Source organism: Synergistaceae bacterium DZ-S4 (genome assembly GCA_025943965.1).
Lineage (GTDB): Bacteria > Synergistota > Synergistia > Synergistales > Synergistaceae > Caenicola > Caenicola nitritireducens.
Map to the genome: position 1 here is coordinate 25,670 of JAPCWD010000015.1, position 14,762 is coordinate 40,431.

General features: G+C 49.5%; 10 protein-coding genes. All 10 read right to left on the reverse strand.

What is annotated here, in order from left to right; translation table 11 throughout:
- Nucleotides 1-35 precede the first annotated feature (35 nt).
- Nucleotides 36-917 (reverse strand): UTP--glucose-1-phosphate uridylyltransferase, encoded by an 882-nt coding sequence (locus tag OLM33_09100; protein ID MCW1713811.1) that lies wholly within the window; start codon nucleotides 915-917, stop codon nucleotides 36-38.
- Nucleotides 918-2,288 (reverse strand): phosphoglucosamine mutase, encoded by a 1,371-nt coding sequence (gene glmM / locus OLM33_09105; protein ID MCW1713812.1) that lies wholly within the window; start codon nucleotides 2,286-2,288, stop codon nucleotides 918-920.
- 411 nt (nucleotides 2,289-2,699) lie between these two features.
- A complete protein-coding gene (locus OLM33_09110; GenBank protein MCW1713813.1) occupies nucleotides 2,700-4,013 on the reverse strand; it encodes a CdaR family protein in 1,314 nt (437 codons plus the stop codon).
- Nucleotides 4,003-4,833, reverse strand: coding sequence for a diadenylate cyclase CdaA (gene cdaA / locus OLM33_09115; protein MCW1713814.1), 831 nt, complete (start codon nucleotides 4,831-4,833; stop codon nucleotides 4,003-4,005). Before cdaA ends, OLM33_09110 begins: the two co-directional genes overlap by 11 nt.
- Before the next feature lie 95 nt (nucleotides 4,834-4,928).
- Entirely contained in the window at nucleotides 4,929-5,771 is an 843-nt protein-coding gene (locus OLM33_09120; protein MCW1713815.1) for a deoxyribonuclease IV, read from the reverse strand.
- The gene (gene pyk, locus OLM33_09125; protein MCW1713816.1) at nucleotides 5,771-7,528 is read right to left on the reverse strand and encodes a pyruvate kinase; all 1,758 of its coding nucleotides are present in this window, start codon (nucleotides 7,526-7,528) and stop codon (nucleotides 5,771-5,773) included. Before pyk ends, OLM33_09120 begins: the two co-directional genes overlap by 1 nt.
- The gene (mtrB, locus tag OLM33_09130; protein MCW1713817.1) at nucleotides 7,525-7,788 is read right to left on the reverse strand and encodes a trp RNA-binding attenuation protein MtrB; all 264 of its coding nucleotides are present in this window, start codon (nucleotides 7,786-7,788) and stop codon (nucleotides 7,525-7,527) included. Before mtrB ends, pyk begins: the two co-directional genes overlap by 4 nt.
- A 32-nt stretch (nucleotides 7,789-7,820) precedes the next feature.
- Entirely contained in the window at nucleotides 7,821-11,240 is a 3,420-nt protein-coding gene (locus tag OLM33_09135) for a DNA polymerase III subunit alpha (protein ID MCW1713818.1), read from the reverse strand.
- Complete coding sequence (gene dnaX, locus OLM33_09140; GenBank protein MCW1713819.1) at nucleotides 11,237-12,937, reverse strand: DNA polymerase III subunit gamma/tau; 1,701 nt, start codon at nucleotides 12,935-12,937, stop codon at nucleotides 11,237-11,239. The genes OLM33_09135 and dnaX overlap by 4 nt, the downstream gene beginning before the upstream one ends.
- Before the next feature lie 266 nt (nucleotides 12,938-13,203).
- The gene (locus tag OLM33_09145; GenBank protein ID MCW1713820.1) at nucleotides 13,204-14,313 is read right to left on the reverse strand and encodes a M48 family metalloprotease; all 1,110 of its coding nucleotides are present in this window, start codon (nucleotides 14,311-14,313) and stop codon (nucleotides 13,204-13,206) included.
- Nucleotides 14,314-14,762 lie beyond the last annotated feature (449 nt).

Consider the following 14,762-nt stretch of genomic DNA (forward strand, 5'->3'; position numbering starts at 1 on the left):
AAAAGTGTGGCAGATGCCACACTTTTTTGCTTTTTTTACAGTTTCTTCCCGGTCTCTTTCTCGATAGTATCCATTATGATCTTTTTAAGATCCGGATCCCTGAGGGCCATTGTGACAGTCGCCTTTATCCACCCTTCCCTCACACCGCAGTCCAGCCTTCTTCCTTTATATATGAGTGCATAGACCGGTTCTTCCCCGAGCATTGAGGCAATGGCGTCGGTAAGCTGATATTCGCCTCCCCTGCCCCTTTTAATGCTTTTAAGATGGCTGAATATAGAAGGAGAGAGAACGTATCTTCCCATTATCGCCAGGTTTGAGGGGGCCTCTTTGGGGTCGGGCTTCTCAACAAGTCCCTTGACCCTGTAGACACCGGGTCCCACCTCTTCTGCATCAACTATCCCATACCTTGAAGTATCCTCCTGATCTACTTCCTCAAGGCTCAGGACTGACCCGCCGTATTTTTCTCTTACCGATTCCAGCTGCGACAGGACTGTAGGATCGGCAAGCATTACGTCATCCGGAAGCAAAAGGCCAAAGTATTCATCCCTGCAGAACTCTTCGGCGCAAAGTACCGCATGTCCGAGTCCCAGGGGCTTTTCCTGGAGTGTGTAATAAAAAACGGCAAGTTCGGGTATCTTTTTCAGATGCTCTGCCAAATCTTTTTTTCCTGTCTGCTCAAGGTGTTTTTCAAGATTCGGCGAGTGCTGGAAATACTGATATATTGTCTCTTTTCCCGTCCCCGTTACGAAGACTATTTCACTGCACCCTGAAGCAACGGCCTCATCCACTCCGTAATGGATCAGCGGCCTGTCGATCAGCGGCATCATTTCCTTTGGAATGTCCTTTGTCAAGGGCAGAAATCTTGTGCCCAGCCCAGCGACCGGAAAGACTGCCTTCTTAATATGCCTGAACCCCATTCAATTACCCCCTGCCGCCGCTATTTCCAGTATCGTCTTTTCAAGCATTGCTGCCGTTTCATTCATAAGCCGGTGGTCCCTTGATTCGACGAAGATCCTGATAAGAGGTTCCGTCCCCGAGGGCCGAAGCAGCATACGTCCCTTGCCTTTAAGGTCATCCAATGCTATTTTTTCAGCTTCTTTTAATTTGGAACTGCCCAAAACACGATCCTTGTTTTCGATCTTGAGATTCCTGAGCACCTGCGGATACCTGTCGAAACGATCTGAGAGTGTCAAGATGTCTTCATCAAGGTCCGAGAGGGCCCTAAGGAAGAGGAGACCTGAACAGAGTCCGTCCCCTGTGTTCGCATAGTCAAGGGCGATCAGGTGACCTGACTGTTCTCCTCCAACCCGGCTATTTTCTTTCCGCATAGTGTCAAGTACATACCTGTCACCGACACCGCATCTGAATACCTTTATGTCCTCTTTGGTAAGCAGATCCTCCAGGACCATGTTGCTCATCACTGTCGCCACCACCCCGGATCCGAGAGTGCCCTTTGATTTCAGCCAGCGGCCTATGACCCAGAGCATGATGTCGCCGTCAATGATCCTCCCCTTTCCGTCACACATTAGGACCCTGTCGGTATCACCGTCATAAGCAATGCCTATTTCCGCTTTTGCGTCCATTGTCTTACGTCTGAGAAAGTCCATATTGGTAACTCCGACCCCGGAGTTTATATTGAGGCCATCAGGCTGGTTGGCTAAGATCGAGACCGGCCCCTTCCAGTTTTTGAACAGCGGCTCTACCAGGGCAGACGCAGCTCCGTTGGCTGCATCGATCAGTATGGAATGATCCCTGTTTTCGACCTTTTCCATTATTCCAAGCAGAAAATTAAGATATTTGCCTGTAAGCTCACCCGCATCATATATCCTGCCGACAGCTCCGTGGGTCGGCCTCTCAGATCTTGCGTCCGTCTCGTAAAGACCTTCGATTTCCAGCTCTTCCTCGTCTGAAAGTTTAAAACCGTCTCCGTCAAGATATTTGATCCCATTGTACTCCGCCGGATTATGGGAGGCGCTGATCACGGCTCCTCCGTCAAAATGTCCCGAAGCTACGGAAAAACTTACTCCCGGCGTTGGGATCTCACCTATGGAATAGACGTTCCCGCCTGCTGAGGTGATGCCGGCAGAGAGAGCAGATTCGATCATCTGTCCCGAACATCTCGTATCCCTTCCGACAGCGATCCTTGGTCCTTCAGCGCCTCTGTTGATAAGAAATACAGTGAAGGCCCTGCCCAGTTTCATTGCAGTCTCGGGTGTCATAAGTCCTATGTTGGCGATATCCCTGACACCGTCTGTCCCGAACATGCGCCGTACCTTATTATTTTCCAATAAAGCCACCCCTTGATCCTATATTAATAAAATAACTGACATAAAGACCGGCGAGCTATTGGCAAGCGTGGGCAAGCAATAGGCAAGCAGTCGTTAATGCTCGCGAAGACTGCCTCCGCGGAGAATTTGCAGCCTTTAGGCTGCGGAGAATTCGCGACATTCGTCGCTGGAGAATTTGCCTGACTGGTCAGGCGATGAATTAAATCTTAAAATCTAAGCTTTTATTCTCCGGTGGGTGAACGCCCGCCAAATTCCACAGCAACTAATGTCGCGAATTCCGCGTCCCTGCCCTTGTGACCTGACAACCGTTTGACTACTGTTTGACGATAGTTTGACCGCCCTACTACAGATTCACCATTGCTTCACTACAGCTTCACGGCGATAATATCGCCGCTTCACTATGCCCTTACCCTAATCCACTGCGGTCACTGTCACCTGTTCAGGCTCTATCCTCAGGACCTTGAATCCGGATTTTAAGTCTCTTACCAGAACGGGGAGCATCAGCTGTTTTGATACAATATTTGAAACATCCACATAAAGTTCACATGGTACCGAGCCGGGATGCAGCGCATCGATATCAGCTTTTGTCCCGCTTATTGTCAGTTTTACGGACTGAGGGGCAAGCTTCCACTCTTTACCCTGTGCAGAACCCTCGGTCATCACCCCTACACCGCTGAACGTCCTCTCAGCTATCTTTTTTCTGATGTAAATTTCCACTCTGGCTCTGTCAGGACCACGTATCTCGACCTCCGGGGTCATTTCAACCGGCTGGAGCGGCAGCATGAGGTTAAGGTTCTGGTCAAGTCCGGATATATCGACCGGAGGAAGCACGAGCGAGGTCATTTTCTTCACAGCTGTGCTTTTTCCCTTTATCGCTACACTGGAGGGTATGACCAGAACAGATTCGAGTTCGTATCCGTCAGCCGGCGTCCCGATGACAGATACCTCTACAGGTATGCTCTCGCCGAGTATTTCATTTTCCAGCGAGACAGTCACTTCAGTCTGATTGGGAGTTATTTTTACTCTTTCGGAGTTTGCCGGCTGGCCTGCAACTTTTACAGGAAGAACCATGCTTTCTCCGTCATTGATCTTTGATGCCGGAATAATGGCCTCAATGGACTGCACTGAGAGGACATCGATCTCCGGCCCGCTTATCACAGCTTCTCTGGGCAAAATGTTTACTGAAGACACTGCCATGCCTTCCGGCAGATTTCCTTCAATGCGGTGTGAGATAGGCACGGTCCTTTCGACATGTCTGTATATCTCGACATCCGCGGTCGATGGCTGCCAGTTCCTCACCCTTACAAAGGGCGGAGTGCTGATGCTTATCGGCAGGCTGTATTTCCCTGGCTGCAGTCCCTGAAGGTCTACCCTTGCAGAAACATCACTCTGCTCGACCCTCGAAAGGGCATTGATCCTCCCAACGATCCTTATCTCGACCTTTCTGGTATTGTCGAACATCGAGTACCCTCTCTGGAGGTTGAGATATTCGATATTTGCGGACATTGAGCGTGTCCCGTCACTGTTGCCGTCCCATGCAACGAATGCCCACACCATAAGCGAGATGACAAGAGAGACGAAAAAGAGTCCCAAATTGGCCCTGAGCCTTCCCGTCCCGCGTATGCTTATCCATCTGTCAAGTTCTTCAAAAAATTTTTTTGTTATTTTGGACATATTCCTAAAATCCTTAGGGCCGCCATTTCCGTTTTCAGCGTTATTCTTCATTGGGTACACTCCCCGGCCACTGCTGGACTATTTCTTCCCTGAGCCTGTCCATAAAGTTGGAGCCCCTTCCCTCGTAGCTGAAATAGTGGCCGCATATACTTCTGAGCTGAGCCTCGCTCAATGGTTTTGAGAGCCGTCCGCCTACCGCGACCGTTATCTCTCCGCGTTCTTCCGAAACGGCTATAGCAAGCGCGTCTGACATCTCTGTAACGCCAAGGGCTGCCCTGTGTCTGGTCCCGTACCATCTTGAGATATCTGTTTTTTCAGTCAGCGGCAAATAACAGCCGGCTGCAATGATATTATGCTGGTCTATTACTACCGCACCATCGTGAAGAGGGGTCCCGGGCCAGAAAATAGATACCATCAATTCTTCCGTGATATCTGCCTTCAGGGATACAGCGGTCCTCCAAACCTCCTTGAGACTGGTGTTCCTTTGAAGGACGCAAAGCGCGCCTATCCTCTGTGATTTGCAGTAAAGCATAGCCTTGGTAAGATTCTCCGCTTTGATATCCACCATCTCTTCGTTCTTGTCTACCTTCCACAGATGGCCCTTGCCAAGCTCCTCAAGCATGTGCCTCAGTTCCGGCTGGAAAAGGATCGGTATTACTATTATGAAGGCGCTCAGGAGTTTTCCGATGATCCAGGAAAGGCTTCTCAGTTCGAGGACATTTGCGAGAGCACCGATAAGTCCGATGATCATGACACCACGTATGAGCTGCATGGCACGAGTCCCGACCAATAGCAAAAGAACTCTGTAAATGATAAAGGCGACAATAAAAATGTCAGGGATATCCTGCCAGCGCAAATCAAAAAACGGCAACGGAACCACCTCCTTTTATCTCAGATCTCTGATAATTCGTTTGCCTGACGGTGATTTAGTATGAAACTGATATAAAAGCTGTCTAATATTATCACTTACTCTCCCCGCAGTTTTCTCAGAAGAGAAAGATTTCCTTCGTCTCCTATGCCCTCTTTCGGCGTTTCAAGTATAGCCGGAACATTATCAAATCTGACGTCGTTTACAAGCATCGAAAATGGTTCGAGTCCGATGGTTCCCTCTCCCAGATGCTGATGCCTGTCCTTTTTGCTTCCCTTATCCATCTTGCTGTCGCTCAAATGCCAGCAGTGTATCCTTTCGAGCCCCACATGCTTCTCCAGCAAACCTACAAGCCTGTTGTATGATTCGTGAGTCCTTATTTCATATCCTGCCGCAAATACATGGCAGATGTCTACACAGAAACCTATCCTCGGATGACCTTCCAAATGGTCCAGTATAGCGGAAAACTCAGAAATATCCCCTCCCAGTACGGACCCCTGTCCGGCCATGGTCTCCAGCAATATCCTTACCTTAATGTCCGAAGTGGCTTCGAGTACTTTCAGAAGAGAGGCGGAGACTCTTGCAAGGGCCGCTTCCCCAGTGCTTTCAAGAGCAAAACCGGGATGCAGCACAACATCGTCTATGCTCAGATGCCTACATCTCTCGAGCTCACTTATCAGGGCTTCTTCACTCTTTCCCCTTACGTGGTCATTCCCTCCCAGATTAATCAGATAGGAGGCATGAGAAACGACCTTCCTTACCGAACTGTCTTTTGAGGCCCTGTAAAATTCCTCTATCTCCCTGAAGCTGAGCGGGTCATTTGACCATTGGCGCTGGTTTCTCGTAAATATCTGCATGGATTCGCAGCCTGCGGCATCTGCTCTCTGGTATGCCCTGTGGAGTCCCCCTGCGACAGATATGTGGGCACCAATGAGAGCCACTACTGGCTCCGTCCCAGATAGACCACTCCGCGCACACCGTCAAGGGTAATAAGCGTTCCGTCTTCTACCAAGTCAAATATCCCGGATACTCCGACTATTCCGGGAAGTCCCATGTTCAACGATGCGACAGCGGTATGGCAGGAAAATCCGTCTTCTTCGCTTACAACACCCGACGCCCTTTCCATTGCGGGAATATAATCCCGGTCTGTCTTCCGCACTACAAGGATCGATCCCTGGGTAATTTTCTGATTTGCCTCTTCCGGAGTTTCAGCCTTGCAGACCACACCTCTTGTCTTCTTCTTTATCAAAGACAGTCCTTTGCCGATAATTTTGCCAACAGTATAAACCTGTACAAGGTTAGTACTGCCCGGAACTCCAAGCGGGATACCTGAGGTGAAGACAACGTTGTCTCCGCCCTTTATCAGCCCTTCTTCCTGAACTATCGACAGGGAGTTCGATACGGACTCTTCAACATCAGTTGTGAAGGGACAAATAAGAGGATATACCCCCCATACGAGTGCAAGTTCGCGCCACGTGGAAAAGGACGGTGTCATGGCAATTATCGGGCAATCAGGCCTGTACTTGCTTACCATCCTTGCAGTCGCCCCGCTTCTCGTTAACGACAGTATGGCAGTCGCACAAACGGTTTCAGAGATGTCACGCGCAGCACGGCTCACGGCATCAGCTATTTCTCCGCAGTTGAAAAAGATCTTCGGAGTCCTTTGCCACTCACTAAGGTTCTCTTCCGTCCTCATCAAGATCTTATGCATCATCTTAACCGATCCTACCGGGTATCTGCCGCCTGCCGTCTCTCCCGAGAGCATAACAGCATCGGCGCCGTCAATGACAGCATTTGCGACATCGCTTGCCTCCGCGCGGGTCGGCTTAGGATTCCGTATCATCGAATCAAGCATCTGGGTCGCAACTATGGCAGGTTTTCCCTGTGAGCGGCACTTTTCTATGATCTCCTTCTGCACCATCGGCACATCTTCAGTCGGCATCTCGACACCAAGGTCTCCCCTTGCCACCATTATTCCATCCACTATTGCAAGGATCTCGTCAATATTTTCTACCGATTGCCTTGTCTCGATCTTTGCAATTATCTTTGCTTCTCCGGAATGTTCTTCAAGGATCTTCCTGACACCGAGGATATCCTCCTTTGTCCTGACGAAAGAGACAGCTATATAATCCACGCTGTGCTCTATGCCCCATCTTATGTCACTGATATCCTTCTCTGTCAGAGTAGGGACGGAAAGATCCGCGCCGGGTACATTCACTCCCTTTTTCTCTCCGAGTTCCCCTCCGACCATGACTCTGCATCTGACGGAATTACTGTCCAATGACTCTGCCAAAAGCAATATTGAACCGTCATCTATGAAGATCTCCTGTCCAACGGAGATCTCTTTGTAGAGACCGGGGTAATCAACATATACACCCATTGAGTTACCTACGGCAGGCGCAAGCAACAGGCTGAATCCATTTCCCGCTTCCAGCATGACTTTCTGATGGCCTTCAAGCATGCCGGTCCTTATCTCTGGGCCCTTCGTGTCGAGCAGTGTGGCCACAGGCCTGCGAAGGGTCTCTTCTACCTTCCGCACATTATTGATGGTCTTTGTATGGGAATCATGGTCACCATGGCTGAAGTTTAGGCGCGCTACGTTCATTCCGGACCGTACAAGTTCGCTTATGGTCTTTTCATCCCAGCACGCCGGCCCCATGGTGCATACTATTTTTACTTTTCTCTCCAGTCTTTTCATTCAGACTCCGGCAGCTTATGCTTTCCGCTCTTTATCTCGCCGTGTTTTGTCAAAATAACGGCAGATCCTCTGATCTTCATCGCGGATATGTGTTCGGTGAACTGGGCAATCCATACTTCTCCCTCGTCCAGCTTCTCAGTGTGAAGGAACCTGTTCTCGGCTCCCCTTGTGACACCGATGACCGTTACTCCGTTCTCAAGCGCTTTCACCGCAATGTAGTCTCCCCCGGCGAGGCGCACTTCGCTGTCGTTCTGAGGCATCTTGACCTCTCCTCTCGTCTTTTCTTCGTCCTTCAGGAACAGAAGGCCCTGCCCTTGGAATGGTCTGTAACATCTCTGCAGAGCTTGTCGTTCAGATCTACCTTCACGGATCTGAGCAGTGATACGACCGTCTGCTCCGAATTTACCAATTTAAGCAATACATCGTATTTGCCCGGATGTTTGCGAAGAAGCCTGCAAAGATCACCATAAAAGTCCTCGGTTAATCCATCGGCTTCTATTGTAATTGTAACATGAGGAGTAAGAAGGGACTTATAGTCCTCTTCAGTAATTATTTCGTCGGCCAGGATCGATAACCCCCTGTCCTGCTTCAGCTGACCCTTGATGAAGTATAGTGATCCGATGTTAAGCAGCGGCTTGTATTTGCTCCACTGTTTTGGGAAGACAACGACCTCTATGGTCGCCTCAGAATCCTCGAAGTCCAGGATCCCCATTGGGTCTCCTTTTTTTGTATAACGTTCCTTGTAAGAGGTAAGCAGGCCGGCTGACACCACCGGCTGATTGCCTGACTGCCATAGCGGCAGGTCAGAGAAAGTGCAGTTGATGTAATTCCTGATCAAAGGAAAGTAGTTATCATAGGGGTGCCCTGAAATATAAAGTCCCATGCTCTCCTTTTCAAAATCCAGCTTCTCCCTCACGGAAAAATCTTCGCACTCCTCCATCACAGGGTCGAGGACAACGTCGTCCACATTGTCGAAAAGTGAGCACTGGTTGCTGTCCGAACACCGCTTTGACGCATACTCAAGGAATGAAGGCAGAGCATTGAGAAGCTTCGCCCTGTTCTTTTCAAGACTGTCGAACGCTCCTGACTTGATCAGGTTTTCTATTACCCCCCTGTTTACAACACGCGAATCTGTCTTAAGGAAAAAATCCCAGAAAGACTCGAACCTTCCTTCCTTCTCCCTTGATTCGATTATGTTTTTGACGGCGCTCTGCCCTACCTTTGCCACTGCTGACAGTCCAAGCCTGATTATATCCCCCGATGCAGAGAAGTCTTCCTTTGACTCATTGATATCGGGAGGTAAGACTGAAAATCCTGCCTCTCTGACACTTCTTATATACTGCCCCAATACACTCATCTTGGATCCTACTATACTTGAAAGGTAGGCCGCCAGAAACTCAGGACCGTAGTTTGCCTTCAGCCAGGCCGTCCTGTAGCTTATCAGGGCGTAGGCGGCGCTGTGGGACTTGTTGAACCCGTAACCTGCAAATTTTTCTATGATGTCATAAATTTCTCCGGCTTTTTTCGGATCAACACTGTTATTGACAGCTCCGCTGATGAACTTTTCGCGCTGTTCTGCCATGACCTCCGCTTTTTTCTTCCCCATTGCTCTTCTAAGCAGGTCAGCCTCTCCAAGCGTGTATCCCGCCAACGCAGATGCGCTCTGCATTACCTGTTCCTGATAGAGGATGACCCCATATGTCTCCTTCATAGATTCCGCGAGCGCGGGGTGGAGGAAGTGGACAGGTTCTTCCTTATGCTTGCACCTTACATACTGGTCGGCCATGCCGCTTTCCAAAGGTCCCGGTCTGTAGAGAGCGACAAGGGCGATGAGGTCTTCGAAGCAGTCAGGCTTCATTCTGACGACAAGTGCAGTCATGCCGCTTGATTCAAGCTGGAATACTCCAAGCGTGTCACCGTGCTGCAGCATCTCATAAGTCTTCTGGTCGTCCATCGGTATCTCATCAAGGTCGATCAGTCCCTTGCCGTTGGCTTTGATGTTTTCCAGAGCCCCCTCGATCACTGAGAGAGTCCTGAGACCAAGGAAGTCCATCTTGACCAGGCCAAGTTTTTCGACAGGCTCCATAGAGTACTGGGTAACGATCTGGCTCTCTCCGAATTTCCTTACAGGCACCATCTCTATTATTGGTCTGGGGGTTATGACTACTCCTGCTGCATGCTGTGAACAGTGCCTTGATATTCCCTCTATGTTCGACGATATGTCCAGGAGTTTCTTCACCGCAGGTTCCTTATCGTAAATTGCCTTCAGGTCAGGTACTCCCGAAAGGGCCTCACCTATGTTGGTTATCCCCGACTTGAGAGAATCGGGGATCAGTTTCGTAACCCTACGGACATCGGCGACTGTCATTCCAAGCGCCCTTCCGACATCCGTTATCGCCCCCTTGCTCTTCATCCGGTCAAAGGTGATTATCTGGGCGACCCTGTCACTGCCGTACTTACAGACGATATACTCTATCAGTTCGTCCCTTCTTTTATCCGAAACATCGGTATCAATATCCGGCATGCTTATACGTTCAGGGTTGAGAAAACGTTCAAAGAGCAGGTTGTATCTTATCGGGTCAAGGTCAGTAATGCCCAGGGACCATGCAACTACCGAACCTGCGGCTGAGCCCCTGCCCGGACCGATCGGGATGCCCCTCTCCTTGGCGGCCGAAATGATGTCCGCGACAATGCAGAAATAACCTGGAAAACCCATCTGTTCTATTACATCTAGCTCATAAAAAAGCCTTTTCATATACTTCTCCGGCGGAGCGTCGCTCTTGAGCCTTTTCTTCAGTCCTGCCTCAGCCGTCCTTCTAAGATAGGTTTCAAGCGTCTCTCCCTCGGGAAGAGGAAATTCCGGAAGATAGTAATGTCCTATGTCCAGATTCACGCTGCATCTGTCCGCGATCTTCTGTGTATTTATAAGACAGTCAGAAACCTCCGCACCAAAAAGATCCCACATCTCCATCGGCGACCTGAAGTAGTAGTCGTTCCCCCTGAACCTGTATCTGTTGGGGTCGTCAACGTTGCTGTTGGTCTGAACGCACAGCAGCACATCATGCCACTCCGCGTCGGTCTTGCGCATGTAATGCACGTCGTTAGTGGCTATCAGCGGGAAATTTTCCTTCCTGGCGATCTCAATAAGCCTCTTATTGACAATAGCCTGTTCAGGGATGCTGTTGTGCTGAAGTTCAAGGAAAAAGTTCCCATCACCGAGGATGTCCCTGTAAAGGGCTGCCCTGGACAACGCTCCCTCGTTGTCGCCCTTCATAATGAGGCTTGGTATCTCCCCTCCAAGACAGGCGGAAGCTCCGATCAGACCCTTGCTGTGTTTCGCGAGAAGTTCATGGTCGATCCTCGGCTTATAATAAAAGCCGTCCGTGTTCGCTACCGATACTATCCTCATCAGGTTGTGATAGCCCTCTTCGTTTTCGGCAAGCAATATCAGATGGTACTGATTTTTGCCCTCTCTGCACGTGTATCCGTTTGGGTCCACGTACACTTCGCACCCCAGTATCGGCTTCACTTCCTGCGATCTGCACCTGTTGTAGAACTCCACGCAGCCGTACATTACCCCGTGGTCTGTAACGGCAATTGAGTCCATACCCATCTCTTTTGCGGCCGATGCCAGACTGTCACATTTATTAGCACCGTCCAGCAGGCTGTATTCACTGTGGACGTGCAGATGAACAAAGGGTTTTTCGCTCATAAGTCAGCGCTCCCAAAATCATCGGTCTCGTTCTCTCCGTTCATGTCTTTAACATAAAGAACTTCTGCCCCGAGCAGTTTGATGATCCTGTCCGTATCGGCAAGGAGAGAACCCTTGGAGTTTTTTTCTTTAATCCCCGGCGCATCTTCGGCCGGACTTTCTTCGAAAGTCAGAGGAGAAGGAACCGCAGATATGTTCTCCCCCTCAGAAGGATCCCTGAGTCCCCAGATCTCTTCCATTGCTTTTGACAGGAGTTTTCGGTTCTGCGGTACAGTAAGATATGTCAAAGAGGGAGACTGCCTGTCTGATCCAAGTCTCCAACCGCATCCATCGGTTACGATACCGCAGTTCAGCAAAGCAGCGCCTATAGCTGTTCCTTTTCTGCCAAGCTTTGAGAGGAGCTGGGCAAAGTCTGGATCTTCGATCTCGTCAAATGACAGATCAGTAGGACAAGATCCGGTCGATGCACCCTCGTTGCCGGCCGGAGATGTCCTGCCTGTAAGAGGTCCGGGGCACTCGTCCCTGCCTGTTTTTGTTTCGGCCCTCAAGACAGCCTCTTCGTCAGCTTCATGTTTATGCAGGTCTGAAACAACTCTTTCGTTTTTGTACCCCATTATTTTTGTCAGTTCAAGCATGATAAGGCCGGAAAAAACCTCCATCCTCATGCCGTACCGTGCCCTTGGCAACAGGCTGCTGCAGAAAATACACGCAGATCTCAGTTTATCCGAGCTCCAGAAAGGTGACTCTTCTTTCAGGAACTGACCCTCTTCTTCTGAGACCTCAAGAGCTTCCATTCCCTTTTCTCCCCAAAGGGAGAAGATCCACATGTCCCTGAATACGGCAAACATCGATTCAGCAAGCCTCTCCGGAGAAATGCCCCTTCCCAGCATTTCGTGAAGCGCCGCATTAGACTCCTTGGGATCTATCCTCAGGTTTTTGACCCATTTTTCCAGTTCCGTCCTGTTGCTTCCTCCAGTGAGAGCCTTGACGCTTTCAAGGGTAAGGTTGCCTTTTCCAAGAGAGACGGCCTGCTCTGTAAGTGAAAGGGCATCCCTGAGGGCTCCGTCTGCCTGTCTTGAAATTTCCCATACAGCTTCCATGTCAGCGCTGATCTTCTCAGAATCGCAGACATAAGCGACACGGTTAACCATATCCGCCATTGATATCCTATGGAAGGGGATGTGCTGACATCTTGACCTTATGGTCACAGGGACCTTGTGTGGCTCGGTGGTCGCCAGCAGAAAGACGACATTTGCAGGGGGTTCCTCCAAAGTCTTAAGTAGGGCGTTGAACGCAGCCTCAGTCAGCATGTGAACCTCGTCGATAATATATATTTTATAAGGTGCGCTCAGTGGCTTGAGATTGACATGGCTTTTCAGGTCCCGTATCTCGTTGATGCCTCTGTTCGACGCTCCGTCTATCTCTATAACATCAAGGTGTTCACCCTGGGCTATCGCTCCGCAGGCTTCGCATTCACCGCAAGGTTCCCCGTCAAATGCGGGGTTTTGGCAGTTGAGTCCTTTTGCGACCAGGCGGGCAGCTGATGTTTTGCCGCACCCCCTTGGCCCTGAAAAAAGATAAGCGTGGCCCAAACGCCCTTCTTTCAGAGATTCGCGCAGAACGCTTACGGCCGCGCCCTGTCCCACCATGTCAGAAAATTTTTGGGGTCTGTATCTGCGATATAGTGAAATGTACATTCTACCCCTCCTATCCGGCTCAATCTATTTTACAGGAAGAAAAAGATATTTGACCTCTCAAAAGCGAAAAAATTATCCCCGTACATCTATGCCAACTTAAATACTTCTGATCATCATGTCCGGCTGACACAATATTAATTAAAAAAAATATTTACTTGTACATAAAAATTGGGAGCAAACTCTGGCATTAAGCTCCCTAGGATATTTTTATTTGCATATCTAAAAAATAACTGCCCTAAGTAAAAAATATAAGAGGGATCCATAATCTACTCGTAGTAATCGGCCAGTGGATTCTCCCTTCTGGCGTCTGAAAGTGCTGCTATGATCCTCTCCCTGATCTCTGGTATGGGAGGCATACCTTCCGGCATTTCTCTTTCGTTCAAAATAGTCCTCCCCCTTATTATTAGCGACCGGTCGCCCGGAGTCCCATACACCGTTACGTCATAAGGGGCCAGTTCCATCGCAAGAGAATCGTCAAGGCGTTTTTTCAGCCCGTTCAAAAACTTGTCGTTTCCCTCACCACACGGAAGATCAATAAAAATGCTGCCGTCGATGGTAAGTGTTGATCTTCCGTCTTTTACTGTGACCTCAGTTTTCAGTCTGTGGACGACACCCTTTCTGTCGACCTCTATGCCATTATCTTTCATGTACTTCAAGGCGGCCTTCACCCTCTCCTCGACCTCGGGATGTGTCTGAAATATCCCAGGATCAACGTAGGCCCTTTTCATCCTCTCGACCTGGAGGCGCTCCATGGTCGTCAGCATTGCCGCAGGGTTGTATCCGGCCTTGTACATTATATCTATTCCCATTGCATCAGCTTCTTTTTCAAGCTCGATGCTGTAAGCTCCCATTATGGCTGTCTGTATCGCACTTGAAAGCATCGCGGCCGCCATCCCCCCTCCCTGGGTAGCCGCGATCATTCCGGCCAGCGAGAGAAGGCTCAGCCTGTTGTTTCTGGCAGCCTGAACTATGCCGTGAGCCCTGTCCGCATGGACGAACTCATGAGCCAGTATAGCCGCGATCTCATCCTCGCTCTTCAAGAAATCGAGCATCCCGGTAGTTATGTAGGTAAAACCGCCAGGAAGGGCAAAAGCGTTGGGATCTTTCATCTCAAGGATCTTAACGCTATATTGGAGTTCGCGTTTCAGATAAGGAGTCATCCTGCCGGCTATCATCGCAAGTTTTGCCTCACGCGAAGGGTCATGGACACGGGGAAATTGTTTCTCAACCTGTTCTGATGTCTTCTTTCCTATCTTTATCTCTCTGGGAATGGTCTTGTCAGTAGGTTCGGGAGATGCCGCCGCAAATGACTGCGCGGCACAAAGGAGGAGCAGCAAAAAGGCTGCCATGATGAAAAAAAATGTTTTTTTCGACATATCATGCCACCTCCCTGAGTGGTCGTAAAGACTGACAAGCAGTCGATTTAAAGATGGCTAAGCAATTGTTTGATCTGCTGTCAAACAATGGTCAAACAATTGTCAAACGATCGTCAAACAGTTGTTTTAACCTTTTTTCTCTCCCCGTTATCTCCGAATGCACTTGGTGTAACTGCCAGCCGATTCGCACAACTCGCAACTCGTTGGCTCTCTGGCCGTGAGCCGGGATCCGGTCTCTTATCTCCGTCATCCCCGAGTGCCTCTGTCGGGGATCCAGTGTCTTTGAGTTTAATCTATGACAGCTTTTTAGGAGCATAAACAAAAGCCGCTCGTATCATAAAATATATTTACCAAAGAGATAACATAAGAATAAAAGTAAGCGTCTTTTCATAATACTGGTCATTTGGGTAGAATTACCCTAATGATATAGAGGTGCCGGGAAGACCGAA